The organism is Borreliella americana (assembly GCF_021043605.1).
Taxonomy (GTDB): Bacteria; Spirochaetota; Spirochaetia; order Borreliales; family Borreliaceae; genus Borreliella; species Borreliella americana.
Map to the genome: position 1 here is coordinate 89914 of NZ_JAJNFB010000002.1, position 20516 is coordinate 110429.

Below are 20516 nucleotides of genomic sequence, written 5' to 3' on the forward strand. Positions count from 1 at the left end.
GTAAATATTTGTGTGTTAATTTGCAAGTTAAAATATTTTGATTAAATAAATTTTATTTTTATTAAAAAAGAATAAAAGGAATAAGTTTGAATTATGAAAAAATATGTTTCTTATGAAGAGATAAGAATTAATGGATTTAAGCTTGCTTATAAAATTTATAAAGATGGATTTATTCCAGATATTATGTATGTCTCTTTGAGAGGAGGAGCCTATCTTGGCAATATTATTAGCGAATTTTTTAAATTTGTAAAAGTAGATAAACCTCTTTTATATGCTGCTGTTGTTGCTAGATCTTATGATATTTTTAATGAGCAAAAAAAGATAATGATAGATGGTTGGACTTATGATCCAAAATATTTAAGGGCAGGCGATAAAGTTTTATTTGTTGATGACATTTTTGATACAGGTCGTACCATTGTTTATTTAAGAAATGAAGTTTTGAAAAAAGGCATAGAGAATAAAAATGTTAAAATAGCAGTTTATGATTATAAGGATCATGGATTTGTAGATTATATTCCTGATTATTATGTTAATAAATATTCTAACCAAGAAGAATTAAATACTTGGATTCATTATGGAAATCATGAGCTGACAGGATTAAAAAATGAAAGTGAATATAAGAATAGTTTTAAATACATAGATGATGAGCTTAATGAGATTTTAAAATTTTTAGCAAAAACTAAATCTTAATTATTGTCCTCTATGTATTCTATTAAAGTATATCCCTTTGTTTTTAGCATTTTAATTATTATTCCCAGATTATCTTTTAATATTGGGCCTATTAGCATGTGAGTTTTTTCGGTTTTAACCGGAAATTTATTAGCATTTTTAATTTCTTGAAAGTTATCATTTTTATAACTAGGATAAACTTTAACATAACTAGTTTTTGCAGAATTCACATCATTTACAGTTTTTTGATTGATATTATTGCCTAAATTTCTATTGGGGTAATTAATTTTTTTTGATTTTTGTATGTATATATTGGAATTTATATTTTTTTCACTGTTTGTATCTCTTTTTAAAATTGATTCTTTTTTGATCTTTTTGCTATTTGAGCTTGAATCGTAAGTTTTAGAATTTTTTTTGATTTTTGTTTCTACGTTTGAAAATAATTCCAATTTTTTGTTTAATTTTTCATCTTTTACTTTTACTGAAAATAATCTTGTTGCAAAAATAAAGAGTAGCATTAATTTGCAAAGTTTTATTAATTTCATCTTTTTGTTTCCTTTTTTTTATTAAAAATAAAGATTTTTGGGAGTCCTTGGGAATGGTATTGAATCTCTTATATTAGATATTCCTGTTGAGTATTGCACCAACCTTTCAAGCCCAAGTCCAAAACCAGAATGAGGAGTCGAACCAAATCTTCTTAGATCAAGATACCAGTTTAAATGTTCCATATTTAGGTTTAATTCTTTTATTCTATTTTCTAATTTTTGAAGGTCATCTTCTCTTTCGCTTCCTCCTATAATCTCTCCAATTTTTGGAACTAGTATATCCATTCCTTTAACGGTTTTATTGTCTTTATTTACTTTCATGTAAAATGCTTTGAAATTTTTTGGATAATCTATGACCACTACCGGTTTTTTAAAAGTCTCTTCTGTTAGGTATCTTTCATGATCTGTTTGCAAATCTATTCCCCAGTAAGGTTTTATTTCAAAATTTTTTTTTGAGTTTTCAAGAATTTCAATTGCTTTAGTATAGGTGATAACCTCAAAATTTGAGTTTATTACATTTTCTAGTTTTTTAATCAAACCTTTTTCAATGTAATTTTCTAAAAAATCCATATCTTGTGAGCATTCTTTTAAAATTGAACTTAAAAGATATTTCAAGAGATCTTCTGCTAGATCAATATTGTCATTAAGCTTATAAAAAGCCATTTCTGGTTCTATCATCCAAAATTCTGAAGCGTGTCGTGTGGTGTTAGAATTTTCTGCTCTAAATGTTGGGCCGAATGTATATATTTTAGATAAAGCCATTGCATATGCTTCCCCATGCAATTGACCAGTGACAGAGAGAAAAGCTTCTTTTCCAAAAAAATCGTCTTTAAAATCAATATTGCTAAGCGTATTGTTTGGTTTATTAAATTTTAGTGTGGAAACTCTAAACATTTCTCCAGCACCTTCCCCATCATTTGATGTAATTATTGGTGTATTAATATAAAAAAAACCATTTTTTTGGAAATATTCATGAATTTTGTATGAAATTTTGTTTCTTACCCTAGCAATAGCTCCAAATGTGTTGGTTCGTATTCTTAAATGGGGAATTTCTCTTAAAAATTCAAAAGAATGTCTTTTCTTTTGCAATGGATAAGTTTCTGGGTCTGTTTCGCCGATTACATCAAAACTGTGTGTTTTTATTTCATAATTTTGCCCTTTTGCAGGACTTTCCACCAATAGGCCTGTTAATGATATACTTGCTCCGGTTGTTAATTTTTTTAGATCTTTTTCACTAAATTGATTTTCTTCTTCGTTTATTACAGCTTGAATTCCTTTAAGCGTTGAGCCATCATTAATTTCTATAAATCCAATCTTACCATTACTTCTTTTGGTTCTAATCCAGCCGTTTATTGTAACATTGCTTTTTAAAATTGGCTTTTTTAAAATATCTTTAATGCTTGCAAACATTTTATTTATCATCCTAAATACTTATTAATATTGCTAAATCAATTTCATTATAGCTTAAAACTTTTTTTAAAAAAACATTTAACAATTTTTATTATTTTAATTCTTGATATTAACTTTGTTAATATTTATACTTTACTTTTTAGGGTTGATTATTATTTTGTAATGGAAAATTTCAAAGAAGTAATAATTATTTTTGATTCAGGTATAGGGGGACTTTCTTATTTTAAATATATTAAAAGTAAAATAGGAGGGTTCCAATATGTTTATGTTGCCGATAATAAAAATTTTCCTTATGGAGAAAAAAGTTCTGAATATCTTTTAGAAGCAGTTTTGTTTTTAATTGAGAAGCTTAAAAAAAACTATAATATTGGTGCATTGGTTTTGGCTTGCAATACAATTTCTGTTAGTGTATACAATAAATTAAATTTTGTTTTTCCAGTAGTCTATACTTTACCAGATGTAAGTTCAGTTTCAGATCTTGCTTTAAAAAAAGTTCTTTTAATTGCAACAAATACTACTCTTGAAAGCAAATTTGTTAAAGATCAAGTAAATATGCATAATGATTTGATTGTAAAAGCTGCTGGAGAGCTTGTTAATTTTGTTGAATATGGAGAGAAGTACAAAAAAGATGCTTTTAGATGTTTAGAGGCTTTAAAATTTGAAGTTGTAAATACCGGTAGAGAAATTGTTTTCCTTGGATGCACGCATTATTTGCATCTCAAGACAGTAATAGAAGATTTTTTAAAAATTCCTGTTTATGAGAATCGTGAATTAGTGGTACAAAATCTTATTAGATTAATGAATTTTCCTGGACATAAAGGTAATTATTATAAAAATAATTTTGTAGATGTAGATGTAGATGTAGATGATGAATTTTATTTGACCGGAAATAAAAATTTGACTTTTTATCAAAATTTTTGCAAAAAATATAATCTCTGCTTTAAAGGAACGATAGTTTGAATTATCTTGAATTTGAAATTATTTGGGGAGTTAATAATATATATTCTATTTTAGAACTTAGCAGCAAGTTAATTTATGAAGGAATTTTTAAGGGCAAGGTTCTAGAAACAGGTTTTAAGGAGTACAGTCCTTTAGTTCCAGGGGATATAGTCTTAGGGTATATTTATAGTTCTCGCAAAGTATATATTGATAAGCGATTAAATAGGAAGAATATTCTTTGGCGTTACAACAAGAAAGCAGATCTTAGGCAGACAATTGTTTCTAATATTGATAATGTTTTGATTGTAAGTTCTGCTAATTTTCCTGAGATGAAAAATTTTTTTATTGACAGAGTTCTTGTTGTTGCAGAAGAACAAAATATTGTTCCTGTTATTGTGATTAATAAAATTGACAAAGGAATAAGTCAAAGCGCACAAGAATTTTCTGAAATTTATGAAAATCTAGGATACAAGGTTTTAAAAACTTCTGTTAAAACTTCTGAGGGTATCAAAGAAGTAAAAGAGGTTTTGAAAAATTCAAGAACTTCTTTTATTGGCCAGTCTGGTGTTGGTAAATCTTCTTTGATAAATTTGATTGATTCAAGAGCTTCTCAATCGGTAAATGAAATTTCACATAAGTATTCTAGAGGAAAACATACTACCGTTTATTCAATATCATTTCATTCTGAGAGTGGAATAATAGTTGATACTCCGGGAATAAAGGAGTTTGGAATTGAAACATTGCCCTTTGAGAATCTTAAATATTATTTTAAAGAGTTTGAAAATTTTGCTAGTTTTTGTAAATATAAATCTTGTTTACATGTTAGCGAACCTTATTGTTCTGTTACAAGTTCTTTAGGTAATGGGATTTCTAAACTTAGATACGAAAGCTATTTAAAGATTTTGGCAGAGCTTAAAAATTATAAAAATTATAAAAATTATGCAAGATGCACAAGATAAATATTTAAAAAATATCGACTTTTATGAAATTTTATCTTTAGTGTTTAAATACGTTTCTAATCCAGACACTGTTGATTTACTAAGTAATCAAAAAATATTAAAAACAAAAGAAAGTTTGGAGAAAATATTCTCCTTTGTAAGTTTGATTAGACTGCTTTTTGAAAGTTATAAAGGATATCCAAACTCTTTTATAAATAGTTTAAAATATCCCATTTCATTATTATCAAAAGAAAATTCAAGAGTTTCTATTGAGAATTTGAGAGATATTTTAATGTTTTTAGATGAAGTTTTAAGAATAAATTTATTTTTACAAAAAAATAGTGATATCAAACATCTTAATGTTCAGATTATATCTGATTTATTATTTTTAAACCCAGAGCTAAAAGATTTGCTTAATGAATTAAAAGAGCATATAGATGTTGATGCTCTTGAATTGAAAAGTGGTGTTGTCAAAGAATATGATTTGATTGAATTTGAAATTAAAAATTTAAATAGACGAGTTGAAAATCAGATAAAAAAAATAATTAGTTTGAACGCAGAATATTTGACTTCTAATTTTGTTTATTATAAGTCCAATAAATATACCCTTGCTCTTAAGTCTAATTTTAAAGGCAAAATTAAGGGCAATATTATTTCTATTTCATCATCAGGCGAAACATTTTACATTGAACCAAATGATATTGCAAATGATAATAATAGGTTAAATTATTTGAGTTTAGAAAAAGAAAGAATAATTTTAAAAATTTTGCGAAATCTTTCTGCTAGAGTTCATAACAACATTGTTCTTTTAGATAATCTTTATAATAATTTTTTGTATTATGATTCTTTAAAAGCACGAGCGATTTATGGAATCAAAACCAAAGGAATATTTCCTGAGATTTCAAATGCATTAAGTATTTTTGATGCACATCATCCTCTGTTAAAGGATTCAAAGGCAATAACTTTTACTCCTGCTGAGAATCGTGTTGTAATTATTACTGGTCCTAATGCTGGTGGAAAAACGGTAACTTTAAAGACAATTGGATTACTTAGTGCAATGTTTCAATTTGGGATTCCTATTGTTGTTGGTGAATCTAGCACTTTTAAAATTTTTGATAACATTTTCATTGACATTGGTGATGAACAGTCAATTTCTAATTCTCTTTCAACTTTTTCAAGTCATATGAGCAATATTTCTTATATTTTAAAACATACTACAAAAAATAGCCTTGTAATATTTGATGAATTTTGCTCAGGGACTGACATTGATCAAGGTCAGGCGCTTGCTATTTCAATTCTTGAGTATTTAATCAATATTAATTCTTATGTTTTAATATCAACTCATTATAATGCTCTTAAATATTTTGCATATACCCACGAAGGTGTTGTTAATGCTTCTATGCGGATGGATTTAGAGACGATGCAGCCTAATTATAATTTAATTTTTTCCATTCCTGGTGAAAGTTATGCATTTAATGTTGCTAGTAAGGCTTTGATTGACAGGAGCATAGTAATTCGTGCTAATGAAATTTATTCATCTCAAAAAACAGAAATTAATAAAATTTTAGAAAAATTAATAGAAAAAGAAAAAGATTTACTTTTAATTAAAGAGAATATGGATAAAAAATTAATCCAAATAGAATTGCAAGAAAAAGAATTGGAAAATTTTTATCAAGATCTTTTATTAAAGGAAAAAAATATTGAGACAGAGCTTTTAAATGAGCAGAATGAATTTTTAAAAAATTCAAGAAAAGTTTTAGAAAATTTGGTTAGAGAAATAAAAGAGGGCAATATTAATGTTGCAAAGAATAAAGCCTTTATATCAGATTTGGAAAAAAATGTAGACCGCAAGTTAAATAAAGTAAATTCTCTTAACAGCAAGAGAAATATGGTTGTAGATTTTAAAATAGGAGACAGAGTTAAGATACTAAATTCTAATGCAATAGGAAAAATAGTCGGGATCTCAAAAAAGAAGATAACTGTTAATGTGGGTGCTTTTAATGTTACTGTTTCTAGCTCAGAGATATCTTTGGAAAACTTTAAAGAAAAAAAAGAGGATGGTAAAAATTTTAACTTTTCAATTGATTATAATAAAGAAAATTTATTAAGTTTTACCATTGATATTAGGGGTATGAGGTCTGTTGATGCTCTAGACTTTTTAAATAAGAAAATAGATAATATTATATTAAATGGCATTAATAAATTTGAGATCATTCATGGAAAAGGTGAGGGGCATCTTATGAGAGAAGTTCACAATTTACTAAAAGAATTGAAGTTTATTAGAAAATATTGTTTTGCTCACCCTAGTGATGGAGGGTCTGGAAAAACTATAGTTGAGATTTAATTTAAATGAATATATCGAAATTTAATGAATTTGAAAATGTATTGTTTCACATTTGCCTAGATGTTGATTTTGTTCTTGAGAATGAATTTGGAAATTCTTATGATATTCATCCCAACAGACCTTTTAGGGGTAAGGCTGCAAATGGTCTTTTAGATGGTCTTTTTAGTGTTACAACAACTTTTACGTCAGGCTATGGATCTAAGTTTGGAAGAGGTTATCTGATTATTATTGAGATATTAACTTTAAATTTTGTTGATGATGAATTTTGGGATAAGATAAATAAAAGGGGTATTGAAATCTTTAGAGAAGGACTTAAAAATAAATTTTCAAGCAAAAATCTTGATATAGTGCGTGATGGCAATGTTTATAAAATTATTGGGCCATTTTTTTAATGGTTGTATTATTTCTAATAATGGAGAATAAATATATTCTTTAAAGAAGTATTATTGTGTCAACTTGATATGTTTTTAAATATTATAAAATTTTTGATATTAAAAATTTATTGTGTGCTTTTTTAAAAGTTTTGTTTGCTAATAAGTGTTAAGTTATTATTTTGATCTTATATGATAAGGAGTTTTAATGCAATTTGAAGTAAAGGATCTGATAAATAAAATTAAAAAAGATGGACTTGAAGAAGCCGAGAGAGCAGCTAATGATGTTATTTTAAAGGCTAAAAGAGAGGCAGAAGAAATAGTTGCTAAAGCAGAAGAATCTGCTAGAGTATTAAAGGCAAAATCAGAAAAAGAAGCTAATGATTACAAATGTCATGCTCTTGAAGCTTCTCGTCAGGCAATAAGAGATTTAATTATTGGCGTTGAAAAGAATCTTAAATCTCTTTTTGAAAATGCTTTAAAAGATAGTGTAACGGGAGTTTTTAGTGATTATAATTTTTTAGCAGAGCTTATAATTAAAATAACAGATTCATGGGCTGAGGAGGAAAAATTAGTTATTCAATTAAATGAATCTGATTTTTCTAGTTTAGAGCAGATATTAAGATTAAAGCTTGGCCATAAGCTTAAGGAAGGGATGGAGCTTAGGCCTTTCAGGGGGATAAGTAAGGGTTTTAAGATTCAAAAAAAGAATATTGGTTTGCATTATGATTTTTCAGCTGAAACTATTGCAGACATTCTTTTTGATTATCTTAATCCAAGATTTAAGGAAGTTATAAAAGTGGTCTAGGAGACTTTTGTGTTGGATTCATATTATTATGTTTTATCTTCTTTGCCCTACATTGATTTAAAATCTTTGAAAAATTATAGTGTTTCAGATTTTTTTAATAATGTTGAAATTTCTTTAAGTAAAAAGGACTTCGATTTTTTAAAAGGGTTGTTAGAATTTAAGGTAGATAGAGGTAAGTCAAGAGTTATTGATCTTTTTCTTGATTTTGAGGATACAATAAGATATACACTTGCGTCTTTAAGGGCAGAAAAATTGGGGTTGTCTAAGGATTTTTATTTAGAATCTACTTATTTTTCAAGTTATTATCTGAGTATTTTGAAAAACATCTGCTTGAAAGAAAATCCTTTTGAAATAGAATTAAGTTTTGACCTTCTTAAGTGGCAATTTTTAACTGATCTTGAGGTTGGGCATGAATTTGATTTTGAGAAATTAATAATTTACTTTTTAAAGTTAAGGTTATTTTTAAGGCATAATTTATTTAGAGAAAAATTGGGTATTCAAAATTTTGACAATATTTGTAAAAATTTAATTGATCAAACTAATGAAAAAGTTTAGAAAAGGAATTTAGATGAATACAAAAGGAAAAGTCGTTGGAGTTAATGGAAACTTAGTTACTATTGAGGTAGAAGGTTCAGTTTCTATGAATGAAGTTTTATTTGTAAAGACTGCTGGTAGAAATTTAAAAGCAGAAGTAATTCGTATTAGAGGCAATGAAGTTGATGCACAAGTTTTTGAATTGACAAAAGGGATAACTGTTGGAGATCTAGTTGAATTTACAGACAAACTTTTAACAGTTGAGCTTGGACCAGGTCTTTTAACTCAAGTGTATGATGGGCTTCAAAATCCTTTGCCCGAATTGGCTATGCAATGTGGATTTTTTTTAGAAAGGGGAGTATATCTAAGGCCCTTGAATAAAGATAAAAAGTGGAATTTTAAAAAAACTTCCGAAGTTGGAGACATCGTTATTGCAGGAGATTTTTTAGGTTTTGTAATTGAGGGAACTGTTCACCATCAGATAATGGTACCATTTTATAAAAGGGATTCTTATAAAATTGTGGAGATTGTAAATGATGGTGATTATTCGATTGATGAGCAAATTGCTGTAATTGAAGATGATTCTGGTATGAGACATAATATTACAATGTCTTTTCATTGGCCCGTTAAAGTTCCTATTACTAATTATAAGGAACGGCTTATTCCTAGTGAACCTATGTTGACTCAAACTAGAATTATAGATACATTTTTTCCAGTTGCTAAAGGGGGGACTTTTTGCATTCCGGGGCCTTTTGGGGCTGGAAAAACGGTTCTTCAGCAGGTTACAAGTCGAAATGCTGATGTTGATGTAGTGATTATTGCAGCTTGTGGTGAGCGAGCAGGAGAAGTAGTAGAAACTCTTAAAGAATTTCCCGAGTTAATGGATCCAAAAACCGGTAAATCTTTAATGGATAGGACTTGTATTATTTGTAATACATCTTCAATGCCAGTTGCAGCCAGAGAAGCTTCTGTTTATACTGCTATTACTATTGGTGAGTACTACAGGCAAATGGGCCTTGATATTCTTCTTTTGGCAGATTCAACTTCAAGATGGGCGCAAGCTATGAGAGAAATGTCTGGTCGTCTTGAAGAAATTCCTGGTGAAGAGGCTTTTCCTGCGTATCTTGAATCTATTATTGCTTCCTTTTATGAAAGGGCAGGCATTGTAGTTCTTAATAACGGTGGTATTGGATCTGTAACAGTTGGTGGTTCTGTAAGCCCTGCTGGAGGTAATTTTGAAGAGCCAGTTACTCAAGCAACTTTAAAGGTTGTAGGAGCATTTCACGGACTTACAAGAGAAAGGTCTGATGCTAGAAAATTTCCAGCTATTAGCCCTCTTGAATCTTGGAGCAAATATAAAGGTGTTATTGATTCTGAAAAGACCGAATATGCAAGATCTTTTTTGGTAAAAGGTAATGAAATTAATCAAATGATGAAAGTTGTTGGGGAAGAGGGCATAAGTAATGAGGATTTTTTAATTTATTTAAAGTCTGAACTTCTTGATTCATGCTATTTACAGCAAAATTCATTTGATTCTGTTGATGCTGCTGTAAATTCTGAGCGTCAAAATTATATGTTTGATATAGTTTACAACATTCTTAAAACTAACTTTGAGTTTCCCGATAAGCTTCAAGCAAGAGATTTTATAAATGAATTGAGGCAAAATCTTTTAGACATGAATCTTTCTTCTTTTAAGGATTATAAGTTTAATAAATTGGAGCATGCTTTGAGTGAATTGATAAATTTTAAAAAGGCAATTTAGGGGGTTTGGAGAAATATATATATGAAAAGAATCTACAGTAAAATAGAGTCTATAGCGGGCAATGTAATAACTGTTACAGCTCAAGGTATTAAGTATGGTGAGCTTGCTATTGTGAAAGCAAAAGATACAAGTTCTCTAGCCGAAGTAATTAAACTTGATAGAGAAAAAGTTTCTCTTCAGGTTTATGGTGGTACAAGAGGTGTTTCTACCTCAGACGAGATAAAGTTTTTAGGGCATTCAATGCAGGTTTCATTTTCCGACAATTTGTTAGGCAGAATTTTTGATGGTTCTGGGAATCCTAGAGATGGGGGCCCTTCTCTTGATGATAGTTTGATTGAAATTGGGGGTCCTTCTGCAAATCCTACAAAACGTATTGTTCCCAGAAATATGATAAGGACAGGGCTTCCAATGATAGATGTTTTTAATACCCTTGTTGAATCTCAAAAATTACCAATTTTTTCTGTTTCTGGCGAGCCTTATAATGAGCTGCTTGTAAGAATTGCACTTCAAGCAGAAGTTGATTTAATAATTCTTGGTGGAATGGGGCTTAAGAATGATGATTATTTAACTTTTAAAGATTCCTTGGAAAAAGGGGGCGCTTTAAGTAGGGCAATATTTTTTGTTCATACCGCTAATGATTCTGTTGTTGAATCTTTAACTGTTCCTGATATTTCGCTTTCTGTTGCTGAAAAGTTTGCTCTTAAAGGTAAAAAGGTTTTAGTACTTCTTACAGATATGACAAATTTTGCTGATGCAATGAAAGAAATATCCATTACAATGGAACAAGTCCCTTCTAACAGAGGTTATCCTGGCGATTTATATTCTCAGCTTGCATATCGTTATGAGAAGGCTATTGATTTTGAAGGTGCAGGATCGATTACAATACTTGCGGTTACAACAATGCCGGGTGATGATGTTACTCATCCTGTTCCTGATAACACCGGTTATATTACAGAAGGTCAGTATTATTTAAAAGGTGGCAGAATAGAACCTTTTGGGTCGCTTTCAAGACTTAAACAAATGGTAAATAATAGAACTAGAGACGATCATAGGACTATAATGGATTCAATGATCAAACTTTATGCATCTTCAAAAGAGTCTGTAGAAAAAAAGGCTATGGGATTTAATATGACTAAGTGGGATGAAAAATTACTCAAGTATAGCAATATGTTTGAAAGTAAGATGATGGATTTGTCTGTTAATATTCCCTTAGAAGAGGCTTTGGATTTGGGTTGGGATATTCTTGCTAGTTGTTTTAGCCCAAAAGAAACGGGAATAAAAAAAGACCTTATTGAAAAATATTGGCCTAAAAAGAGACTTGTTGATTATGTCTAAAATTAAATTGACCAAAAATGATCTTAAAAAGCAAAAAGATGAACTCAAAATGTTTAAGAGATATTTGCCTACTTTGCAGCTTAAGAAGCAACAGCTTTATATGGAAATTGTCAAAATTGAGAATTCTTACAAAATTAAAAATCTTGAGCAACAAAAACTTAAGGAGAGTATTTCTAATTGGATTTCTCTTTTTAGCGAAAAGTTTCCTTTTGAGAGTTGGATTCAAGTAAAAACAGTAGTCAAAAAGTCTTTAAATATTGCGGGGGTTGTAATCCCTATATTCGATTCTATTGAATATAAGGAAATAAAGCATGATTTACTTTTTACCCCTTATTGGGTAGATAAGGGAATTGAGATTCTTAAAGTTATGATTCAAATTGACGTAGAACTCAAAATTTTAAAAAAACAGATCGATTTGCTTTTAAAAGAGTTTCGAGTAACATCTCAGAGAGTCAATTTATTTGAGAAAGTTATGATACCAACAGCTAAGGCTAATATAAAAAAAATTAATATATATCTTGGAGATCAGCAAACTGCTGCTGTTGTAAGAGGTAAAATTGCTAAATCTAGTTTGATAAAAAAAAATAGGAACAGCTTATGATTGTAAAAATGAAAAAAGTTTTACTTTTAACTTTATCAAAATATAAAAAAGAATCTTTAGAGATTTTAAGAGATTTTGGAGCAGTTCATATTAATTCTTGCAATAAGAATTCAGAATCTTTAAAAAAAAGCATTGATAATAGACGAATTTTAATACAAGCTTTTTCTCTGCTTAAAGAGGATGGGGGGGGTGTTAAAGCTTTAAAATCTTCTAATGGAAATTTTTTAGATATTGCAAAAAGCATAGTTAATTTGGGAAATGAAATTAAAGAATTTCAAGATATTAAAAGATCTTTATTGCATGAAAGGAATTTGATTTCTGTTTGGGGAAATTTTTCTTTAGAAAATATTAACAAATTGAAAGAATCTAACATTTATATTCAATTTTTTAAAATCCAAAAAAGTGAATATAAAAATTTATTAAAAGATCCCAATGTTAATGTGTTTTTGATTAAAAACGTAAAAAACACTTCTTATTTTGTGAATGTTGGCGAGTTTGAGCAAAAAATTGAAATTGCTGACGAATTTAAATTTAATTTTGATCTTAATTATATTAATAATAAATTAAAGGTTGTTGATGAAATTTTAGATCAAAAGTTGACTCAAATTTCTCTTTTTAATAAATATATTGATATTTTAAGAGATGAGATAAAAAATTACGATCAAATCGTAGAGTTTGAGCAAGTTTTAGCTGATATGCAAACTGATTTTGAAGATTTTTCGTATATTACAGGATTTATTCCAGCTGAAAGTCAAGAAGCTCTTAAAAATGCAGTTTTAAAAGCAGGTTTTGCAGCTCAATTTGCAGATCCCGAAGAAAATGATATTATTCCAACTTATATAAAAAGAAAAGGAATTGCCAGTTTAGCTGCACCTATTTTTAATATTTTAGAGACAATTCCTGGGTATAAAGAAAGAGATATAAGTTTTATCTTTATGTTATTTTTCTTTGTGTTTTTTGGTATGATAATAGGTGATGCGGCTTATGGAGTGATATTTTTTTTGATAGGAATTTTACTTACTTTGAGTTTTCTTCTTAAAGGTAAACCCTTAACGCCAGTTCATGGGTTGATATTTTATCTAAGTGTATCATCGATACTTTATGGGGCTATGACTGGGACTTGGTTTGGTAGTCCTTTAATTCTTGAAATGTTTCCCGTTTTAAATTCATTTAAAGTTAGTTATTTGACAGATAAAAATAGTGTACAAAATATTATCTTTATCTGTTTTTCAATAGGAGTTTTGCAAATTTCATTAGCGCATGCTTGGAATTTTTTCAGACAAGTAAAAGAAAAACCCCACGTTCATTCAATTGCACAGATTGGTTGGATTATGTGTATAGTTGGACTTTATTATCTTGTTTTGAATTTAATACTAAGTCAATCTCGATTCCCCATGTATAATATTGTTTATAATGTAATATATTTTGGCATTGCACTTGTATTTGTTTTTGGTAAGCAGGATGGTTCAAATTTTTTCAAGTGTATATTTAAAAGTTTTGGAGGTATTATAGAGCAGTTTTTAACCACTGTGTCGGGGTTTGCAGATATAATATCTTATATTAGACTTTTTGCAGTTGGACTTGCAGGACTTTCGATTTCAGCAAGTTTTAATACTATGTCAATACCTTTGTTAAAATCTTCTAATATTGGTTTTATAGTAGCTGGAATTATTGTTATACTTTTTGGGCATGTTTTAAATATAATGCTATCTTTGCTTTCAGTAATTGTTCATGGATTAAGGCTTAATATGCTTGAATTTTCAAACCATTTAGGGCAAGAATGGATTGGATATGCTTATAGGCCTTTTAGAAAAATGAAAAAATAAATAAAAAAGGAGTACTTATGGATATAGGTTTAATAGGGGTTAATTCAGCTTTAACAATCTCAGCAATAGGTTCTGCGTTGGGTATGGGTGCAGCAGGTAGTGCTGCTATTGGAGCATGGAAGAGGTGCTATATGCAAGGAAAGCCGGCGCCATTTTTATTGATCGTTTTTGTTTCAGCACCGCTGACTCAAATAATATATGGATATATTTTGATGAACACATTATATGAGGTAATGATGCAGACAAATCCATGGTTGTTGCTTGGAGCTGGTATTGGTGGTGGGTTTGCTATTGCTGTTTCTGGATTTGCTCAAGGTAAAGCCGCAGCGGGTGCTTGCGATGCGTTTTCTGAGACCGGAAAAGGATTTGCCACATATCTATTAGTTTTAGGATTAATCGAATCTGTTGCTCTTTTTGTAATGGTATTTTTAATGATATTTAAGTTTGTTTAATTTTGATTTATTATTTCTTTTAATATTAAATTTTCTCGTAATTTATGAGTTAATTTAATATATTTATTATTATGAGGAATGTGGTTTTATTTTTTTTTGCGTTGCCTTTTTCTATTTCTTTGAATTCTTCAAGTAATAAAAATTTTCCGTATTGGATTTTACTTGAAAAAGGCAGGCAATTTCTTTATTCTAAATCTGAATTTAGTAAGTCTAATCTTACACATGCTATTAATTATTTGCAGGAAGCTTTGCTTAGAAAAGGTGTTTATCCTGAGGCCAGTTATTATTTGTCAGTAGCTTATGGCATGTCTGGCAATGCTATTCTTGAAAAATTAAACCTTTACAAGTCTTTTGAAGATAAAGATTATTTATTAGATGAATCTTTTGAAAAAAAAATACTTTTTTCTTTAGCTAAAATGGCTGAACTTGAGAATAATTATGTTGATACGATTGATTATTTGAATGATATATTAAACAAGTTTTCAACTAAAAAAGATTATTATAGCTATCATGATTATTCTCAAGGCGAAAATAGTGTGCCAAATAATGAATTTAATGTTTCATTTTATTTAACTTCTTATTTAAAACAAGTAAGAGGAGCTTTTGGTATTGATTTTACTTTTAATCTTTACAGATTTAAAAACTATAATGTTATTGATGCTCATCAATTATTGTCAAAAGTTTATTTGCGTTTAAAAGCTTATGAACTTTCAATTACTCATGGACTTATAGCCGCAGTAGGAATTTTAACAAGAATGTATGATTATGTTTGTTATTATGAACCTGTGTATCAGTTTAAAAATTTAAGATCTTTTGTTCAAAAAATTAATGAGTATAAGGCAATAAAAAATGCTTTTGAATCTACAGATTTTTGGAAAATAGTTTATAATGTTGCTGCTGCTACTTATGCATATTCTAATGGCAATTATAAATTTAGAGCAATAGATACTTGGAAATTAATAGTAGATCTTGCACCAAGATTTTCTCCTTATATTGCGAAATCAAGAAGTCAAATTAAAAATTTTGTATATTTGAAAAAAATTAATTTTTAAATCTTGACTTGTAGTTTGGGAGGATTAGTATTAGTATTCGCAAGAAAAACTTTTGCATTATTGCACACATTGATCATGGAAAATCTACATTAGCCGATCGATTTATTCAAAAGGCCAAAATAATATCCGATCGTGATTTTAAAAGTCAAATGCTTGACAGTATGGATATTGAACGAGAAAGAGGAATTACAATAAAAAGTCAGGCAGTAACAATTACTTATAAAAGTAATGATGGCAATTTTTATGAGTTAAATTTTGTAGATACTCCAGGCCATGTTGATTTTTCTTATGAAGTCTCAAGGGCAATTTCATCTTGTGAGGGTGCTCTTTTATTAATTGATGCAAGTCAGGGAATACAAGCTCAAACAGTTTCTAATTTTTATATGGCTTTTGAGCACGATTTAGAAATTATTCCTGTTATTAATAAAATAGACCTTCCAAATGCTAATGTTGATTTTGTAAAAAAGCAAATAAAAAATGATTTAGGATTAAATGAAGAAATTGCTATTTCGATTTCTGCTAAAAATGGAATAGGAATTGATGATTTGCTTGAAGCTATTTGTAAGTATGTGCCATCTCCTAAGGGAAGTATTAAGGATCCCTTAAGAGCATTAATTTTTGATTCACATTATGATTCTTATAGAGGAGTGGTTGTCCACTTTAGAATTTTTGAAGGACAAATCAAAACGGGCGATAGGATTAGGTTAATGCATACTAATAGCGAGCATTTAATTGAAGAGATTGGAATTTTTAAAATATCACTTGAAAGAAAAGATAGCTTAGAAGCAGGAGATGTTGGATATTTTATTGCAGGAATAAAAAATATATCAGATGTTAAAATTGGGGATACAGTAACCCTTTGTGATTTTTCAGCAGTATCTCCTCTTGAGGGATTTAAAGAAGTTAAGCCCGTAGTGTTCTCTTCAGTGTATCCCGTTGATGCTAATCAATATGATGATCTTTTAAAGGCAATGGACAGATTAAAACTTAATGATGCGTCTTTAACATTTGAGAAAGATTCATCATCTGCACTTGGACATGGTTTTAAATGTGGATTTCTTGGGCTTTTACATTTAGAAGTTATTCAAGAACGTATTGAGCGTGAATTTAATTTAAATGTGATATTAACTTCTCCTTCTGTTAGATACAAAATAATTCCTAAAAAGGGAGAATCTTATTTTATTGAAACTCCTGAGCAATTTCCTGGAAATGAATCTATTGAAAGCGTTCTTGAGCCTTATATTAAGGCTAATATTATTGTTCCTAAAGAATTCTTAGGGAATATTATGAGTGTGTGTTTATTAAAAAGAGGAGTTCAGACAAACTTAATTTATCTTGACACTAAGCGTGTTGAACTTATTTATAAAATGCCTCTTTCTGAAATCCTTTTTGATTTTTATGATAAGATTAAATCTGTGAGTCGTGGATATGCTTCTTTTGATTATGAACTTTTAGATTATGAATATACAGATTTAGTAAGATTAGATATACTGGTCAATGGGGATAGAATTGATGCACTCTCTCAATTGGTTTTTAAAGACAGTGCCAGAACTAAGGCTATTGGAATTTGTAAAAAGTTGAAAGATGAAATAGCAAGACAACAATTTAGAATAGCTATTCAAGGCGCTATTGGCTCTAATGTTATTGCTCGAGAGACAATTTCTCCTGTTAGAAAAGATGTTACTGCCAAGTGTTATGGTGGTGATATTACTCGTAAGAGGAAACTTTTAGAAAAGCAGAAAGAAGGTAAAAAGCGAATGAAGATGGTAGGAAATGTTGAAATTCCACAAAGCGCTTTTCTTGCAGTTCTAAAATCCAATGATAATTAAATTTGTTTTTAATTTTTTGTGCTACGTGATTGGCAAAGCCCTTGGAAATGCGATAAAATATTTTTATCGTTGCTTATTTAAAATTAGTTGTATAGAGTTTTAATTTATATGGAGTACTTTATGCTTAAGTCTAATAAAGTTGTTCTTATTGGAGCTGGTGGGGTGGGTTCAAGCTTTGCTTATGCTTTGACAATAGACAATTCGCTTGTACATGAACTTATGATTATTGATGTGAATGAAAATAAAGCAAAAGGGGAGGTCATGGACCTTAATCATGGCCAAATGTTTTTAAAGAAGAATATTAATGTATTGTTTGGTACTTACAAAGATTGTGCTAATGCAGATATTGTTGTAATTACAGCAGGACTTAATCAAAAACCCGGTGAAACAAGACTTGATTTAGTTGATAAAAATTCTAAAATTTTTAAAGATATTGTAACTAATGTTGTGTCTAGTGGTTTTGATGGTATTTTTGTAGTTGCAAGTAATCCTGTAGACATTATGACTTATGTTACGATGAAATATTCCAAATTTCCTATTCACAAAGTTATTGGTACTGGTACTATTCTTGATACTTCTCGACTCAGATATTTTTTAAGTGATCGTTTTAATGTTAATACTCAAAATATACATTCATATATTATGGGTGAGCATGGTGACAGTTCTTTTGTTACTTGGGATGAAACAAAAATAGCAATGAAGCCTTTATCAGAATACCTTGCTGAAGGTAAAATAACTGAGTCTGAGCTTGATGAAATTCATAAAAAGGTTGTAAATGCTGCTTATGAAGTTATTAAGTTAAAGGGAGCAACCTATTATGCTATTGGACTTGGTATTAAGAATATTGTAAATGCAATAATTGGAGACCAGAATGTTATTCTGCCAATATCTTCTTATATTAATGGTCAGTATGGGGGATTGATTAAAGACATCTATATTGGAGCGCCTGCTATAGTTTGCAAAGAAGGAGTCAAAGAAGTTTTAAACTTTAAGATAAGCCCTAAAGAGCTTGAGAGGTTTAACAGTTCTGCTAATCAGCTTAAAAGCTATATTGATAAAATAGAATTTTAGTATTAAGACCCCAAATATTTTAGGGGTTTTCATTTTTCAAGCATATTTTCTCCGTTTTTTCTGTGTTCAATTGCTTCAAGCAAGGCTTCTCTTGAAATATTTTTTTCTTCTTTTAAATCGGAGATTGTTCTTGCAATTTTTAGTATTGAATGTGTTGCTCTTGAAGATATGTTGAGTTTGTTTAGAATGTAAATCAAATCATTTTTTAAAATTGCACTTAATTCACAAAATTTTTCAATGTAATCGGAATTAAGATCAGAATTTTTATTTATGTTTGCAAAATTTTCGTATCTTATATTTTGAATGTTTCTTGCTTTTATTATTCTTTTTTTTATTTCACTTGAACTTTCGCTTGTTTTGCCGAGTAAATTTTCATTATTAATTGCTCTTGTTGGAACTCTAATATCAATTCTATCAAGCATTGCGGCTCCAAGTTTTTTCCAATAATTTGAAATTTCTTGTTGTGAGCAAAAACAATCTGTATTTTTTTTACCAAGATTTCCACAAGGACAAAGATTCATTGCAAGCATTAATTGGAAATTGGCTGGGTATTTGAATACTCTAGAATTTGCTCTTGAGATTGAAATTGATTTGTCTTCAATGGGTTCGCGCAAAGATTGTAATATAGATTTTTTAAATTCTAAAGCTTCGTCTAAAAATAATATTCCGTTGTGAGCAAGAGACACTTCTCCAGGTAAAGGGTTAGGCCCCCCTCCGATTATTCCTTCTTTGCTGGCAGTATGATGGGGATTTCTAAAAGGTCTTTGTTTGATTATCTTTCTGTCTATTAATTTCCCGGATATTGACCATATTCTGTTTGTTTCTATAAGTTCTTTGTTTGTAAGTGGGGGAAGAATAGATTGTGCGCATTTAATACTAAGTGTTTTTCCGCTTCCAGGTGGACCAAATAACATGATGTTATGTCCACCAGCAATTGCTATTTCAATTGCTCTTTTTGCTCTTTGTTGTCCTTTTATGTTTTTAAAGTCATAATCTATAATATAATCTTCTTCAATTTTTGATTGGAGTTTAGTATTTGTTCTTGGGGGGAGCATATTGTCGTTTAATTGTTCTAATATTTTTATAGTTTCTTTTAAATTTTTAACACCCCAAATATTCAAGCCATCTATTAGCCTAGCTTCTTCTAAATTCTCAAAGGGAACTATTGCAAATTTTATTTCCTTTTCTTTAGCAAGTGCAATGGCTGGTAAAACTGCTTTTATTGATCTTATTTTGCCATCTAATTGTAATTCTCCCAATATTAAGATTTCCAAATTTTTATTATCTTTGCTTTCTTGGACTTTAATAATACTAATAGCAATCGAAAGGTCAAAAGCTGTTCCAAGCTTTTTAATTCCAGCCGGTGCAAGATTTATTAATATTCTATCTTTAGGAAAATGAAAATTTGAATTTTTGATAGCCGATTTTACCCTTTCTCTTGATTCTTTAATTTCACTCCCAGCAAGTCCTACGATATCAATTCCAGAAATTCCTTTTTTAATATCTATTTCAATCTCAATTAGTTCTCCTTCATATCCGACTGATGAGTGTGAATAGATTTTCATCTAATAGCTCTCCTTGAAGGCTTGTAATTTTCCAAACTATCTTTTAATGATTTGTATGGCAGTAAAAAACAGTCTTTTCTATTTGTATTTGTAAATACGTCAAAAATTTTTAGACTTACGTCAATTTCATCTAGATTTGCAAAATTACCGCTTAACACTTTTTGCACTAAATTTAGAATTTCAGACTTTGCTTTGTTATTGCACAATTTATTTAAAGCGTTGGCGCTTGCAAGTAAAATCATACATCCAGATGCATGATGTTTTAAATTAAATTTTCCATTATTTGTTCTTATTATTTGGAACAAAATTTGATCTCCACATTTGGATTGATGTTTGAAATTTTGGTTTGTTTCTATTTTATTTATTGTGTAATCATTTACCTTGCTAAGTCTTAATAATTCTTTTTTAGTTTTTTCAGTGAGCATAATTTAATTTTATTTTCTTTGATTTATTAAATCAATTATA

General features: G+C 29.2%; 19 protein-coding genes. 15 read left to right on the top strand and 4 right to left on the bottom strand.

All coding sequences use genetic code 11. The features are described 5' to 3' along the window. Positions 1-93 precede the first annotated feature (93 nt). Positions 94-690 (top strand): phosphoribosyltransferase, encoded by a 597-nt coding sequence (locus tag LRB30_RS01200; RefSeq protein WP_231018653.1) that lies wholly within the window; start codon positions 94-96, stop codon positions 688-690. Here LRB30_RS01200 and LRB30_RS01205 read toward each other — a convergent pair. Both LRB30_RS01205 and asnS read right to left on the bottom strand, forming a co-directional pair. Beyond that, the gene (locus LRB30_RS01205; RefSeq protein WP_231018655.1) at positions 687-1214 is read right to left on the bottom strand and encodes a hypothetical protein; all 528 of its coding nucleotides are present in this window, start codon (positions 1212-1214) and stop codon (positions 687-689) included. The two genes, LRB30_RS01200 and LRB30_RS01205, sit on opposite strands and share 4 nt — an antisense overlap. Positions 1215-1235: 21 nt before the next feature. Continuing rightward, positions 1236-2624, bottom strand: coding sequence for an asparagine--tRNA ligase (gene asnS, locus LRB30_RS01210; protein WP_231014658.1), 1389 nt, complete (start codon positions 2622-2624; stop codon positions 1236-1238). A 162-nt stretch (positions 2625-2786) separates the two neighbouring features. Between asnS and murI the strand changes: the two genes are divergently transcribed. The 14 genes from murI to LRB30_RS01280 all read left to right on the top strand — a co-directional run bounded on the left by murI (position 2787) and on the right by LRB30_RS01280 (position 18486). Next, on the top strand, positions 2787-3584 hold the full coding sequence (gene murI / locus LRB30_RS01215; protein ID WP_231014659.1) for a glutamate racemase: 798 nt from the start codon (positions 2787-2789) through the stop codon (positions 3582-3584). Then, positions 3581-4522 (top strand): ribosome small subunit-dependent GTPase A, encoded by a 942-nt coding sequence (rsgA, locus tag LRB30_RS01220; protein ID WP_231018657.1) that lies wholly within the window; start codon positions 3581-3583, stop codon positions 4520-4522. The genes murI and rsgA overlap by 4 nt, the downstream gene beginning before the upstream one ends. Continuing rightward, positions 4503-6845, top strand: coding sequence for an endonuclease MutS2 (locus LRB30_RS01225; RefSeq protein ID WP_231018659.1), 2343 nt, complete (start codon positions 4503-4505; stop codon positions 6843-6845). Before rsgA ends, LRB30_RS01225 begins: the two co-directional genes overlap by 20 nt. Before the next feature lie 5 nt (positions 6846-6850). Next, a complete protein-coding gene (locus LRB30_RS01230; protein WP_231014557.1) occupies positions 6851-7237 on the top strand; it encodes a hypothetical protein in 387 nt (128 codons plus the stop codon). A 187-nt stretch (positions 7238-7424) separates the two neighbouring features. Beyond that, positions 7425-8024: a V-type ATP synthase subunit E gene (locus tag LRB30_RS01235; protein WP_231018661.1), complete on the top strand. Its 600-nt coding sequence runs from the start codon at positions 7425-7427 to the stop codon at positions 8022-8024. 9 nt (positions 8025-8033) lie between these two features. Continuing rightward, positions 8034-8579: a hypothetical protein gene (locus LRB30_RS01240; RefSeq protein WP_231014559.1), complete on the top strand. Its 546-nt coding sequence runs from the start codon at positions 8034-8036 to the stop codon at positions 8577-8579. Positions 8580-8592: 13 nt separating this feature from the next. Then, complete coding sequence (locus LRB30_RS01245) at positions 8593-10320, top strand: V-type ATP synthase subunit A (RefSeq protein WP_231014560.1); 1728 nt, start codon at positions 8593-8595, stop codon at positions 10318-10320. Between the two features lie 21 nt (positions 10321-10341). Continuing rightward, positions 10342-11655, top strand: a complete 1314-nt coding sequence (locus tag LRB30_RS01250; RefSeq protein WP_231018662.1) for a V-type ATP synthase subunit B — start codon at positions 10342-10344, stop codon at positions 11653-11655. Then, complete coding sequence (locus tag LRB30_RS01255; protein WP_231014562.1) at positions 11648-12256, top strand: V-type ATP synthase subunit D; 609 nt, start codon at positions 11648-11650, stop codon at positions 12254-12256. Before LRB30_RS01250 ends, LRB30_RS01255 begins: the two co-directional genes overlap by 8 nt. Then, positions 12253-14082 carry a V-type ATP synthase subunit I gene (locus LRB30_RS01260; protein WP_231018663.1) on the top strand — a complete coding sequence of 610 codons (1830 nt, stop codon included), beginning with the start codon at positions 12253-12255 and terminating at the stop codon, positions 14080-14082. Before LRB30_RS01255 ends, LRB30_RS01260 begins: the two co-directional genes overlap by 4 nt. Before the next feature lie 17 nt (positions 14083-14099). Next, the gene (locus tag LRB30_RS01265) at positions 14100-14534 is read left to right on the top strand and encodes an ATP synthase subunit K (protein ID WP_002556692.1); all 435 of its coding nucleotides are present in this window, start codon (positions 14100-14102) and stop codon (positions 14532-14534) included. Positions 14535-14605: 71 nt separating this feature from the next. Continuing rightward, on the top strand, positions 14606-15586 hold the full coding sequence (locus tag LRB30_RS01270; protein ID WP_231014564.1) for a hypothetical protein: 981 nt from the start codon (positions 14606-14608) through the stop codon (positions 15584-15586). Between the two features lie 23 nt (positions 15587-15609). After that, positions 15610-17415 (top strand): translation elongation factor 4, encoded by a 1806-nt coding sequence (lepA, locus tag LRB30_RS01275; protein ID WP_231014568.1) that lies wholly within the window; start codon positions 15610-15612, stop codon positions 17413-17415. 120 nt (positions 17416-17535) lie between these two features. After that, entirely contained in the window at positions 17536-18486 is a 951-nt protein-coding gene (locus tag LRB30_RS01280; protein ID WP_231014565.1) for an L-lactate dehydrogenase, read from the top strand. A gap of 29 nt (positions 18487-18515) precedes the next feature. Here the strand turns inward: LRB30_RS01280 and LRB30_RS01285 are convergent, their stop codons facing one another. Continuing rightward, complete coding sequence (locus tag LRB30_RS01285) at positions 18516-20051, bottom strand: YifB family Mg chelatase-like AAA ATPase (protein WP_231014566.1); 1536 nt, start codon at positions 20049-20051, stop codon at positions 18516-18518. After that, a complete protein-coding gene (locus LRB30_RS01290; RefSeq protein ID WP_231018664.1) occupies positions 20048-20476 on the bottom strand; it encodes an iron-sulfur cluster assembly scaffold protein in 429 nt (142 codons plus the stop codon). Before LRB30_RS01290 ends, LRB30_RS01285 begins: the two co-directional genes overlap by 4 nt. Positions 20477-20516 lie beyond the last annotated feature (40 nt).

What these genes read in the sequence shown, in the direction of transcription:
- LRB30_RS01245 (WP_231014560.1), top strand. Translation starts at nt 8,593, where the DNA reads ATGAATACAAAAGGAAAAGTCGTTGGAGTTAATGGAAACTTAGTTACT.
- LRB30_RS01250 (WP_231018662.1), top strand. Translation starts at nt 10,342, where the DNA reads ATGAAAAGAATCTACAGTAAAATAGAGTCTATAGCGGGCAATGTAATA.
- LRB30_RS01285 (WP_231014566.1), bottom strand. Translation starts at nt 20,051, where the DNA reads ATGAAAATCTATTCACACTCATCAGTCGGATATGAAGGAGAACTAATT.
- LRB30_RS01225 (WP_231018659.1), top strand. Translation starts at nt 4,503, where the DNA reads ATGCAAGATGCACAAGATAAATATTTAAAAAATATCGACTTTTATGAA.
- LRB30_RS01265 (WP_002556692.1), top strand. Translation starts at nt 14,100, where the DNA reads ATGGATATAGGTTTAATAGGGGTTAATTCAGCTTTAACAATCTCAGCA.
- LRB30_RS01230 (WP_231014557.1), top strand. Translation starts at nt 6,851, where the DNA reads ATGAATATATCGAAATTTAATGAATTTGAAAATGTATTGTTTCACATT.
- LRB30_RS01235 (WP_231018661.1), top strand. Translation starts at nt 7,425, where the DNA reads ATGCAATTTGAAGTAAAGGATCTGATAAATAAAATTAAAAAAGATGGA.
- murI (WP_231014659.1), top strand. Translation starts at nt 2,787, where the DNA reads ATGGAAAATTTCAAAGAAGTAATAATTATTTTTGATTCAGGTATAGGG.
- asnS (WP_231014658.1), bottom strand. Translation starts at nt 2,624, where the DNA reads ATGTTTGCAAGCATTAAAGATATTTTAAAAAAGCCAATTTTAAAAAGC.
- LRB30_RS01290 (WP_231018664.1), bottom strand. Translation starts at nt 20,476, where the DNA reads ATGCTCACTGAAAAAACTAAAAAAGAATTATTAAGACTTAGCAAGGTA.
- LRB30_RS01280 (WP_231014565.1), top strand. Translation starts at nt 17,536, where the DNA reads ATGCTTAAGTCTAATAAAGTTGTTCTTATTGGAGCTGGTGGGGTGGGT.
- LRB30_RS01260 (WP_231018663.1), top strand. Translation starts at nt 12,253, where the DNA reads ATGATTGTAAAAATGAAAAAAGTTTTACTTTTAACTTTATCAAAATAT.
- LRB30_RS01205 (WP_231018655.1), bottom strand. Translation starts at nt 1,214, where the DNA reads ATGAAATTAATAAAACTTTGCAAATTAATGCTACTCTTTATTTTTGCA.
- LRB30_RS01255 (WP_231014562.1), top strand. Translation starts at nt 11,648, where the DNA reads ATGTCTAAAATTAAATTGACCAAAAATGATCTTAAAAAGCAAAAAGAT.
- LRB30_RS01270 (WP_231014564.1), top strand. Translation starts at nt 14,606, where the DNA reads ATGAGGAATGTGGTTTTATTTTTTTTTGCGTTGCCTTTTTCTATTTCT.
- LRB30_RS01200 (WP_231018653.1), top strand. Translation starts at nt 94, where the DNA reads ATGAAAAAATATGTTTCTTATGAAGAGATAAGAATTAATGGATTTAAG.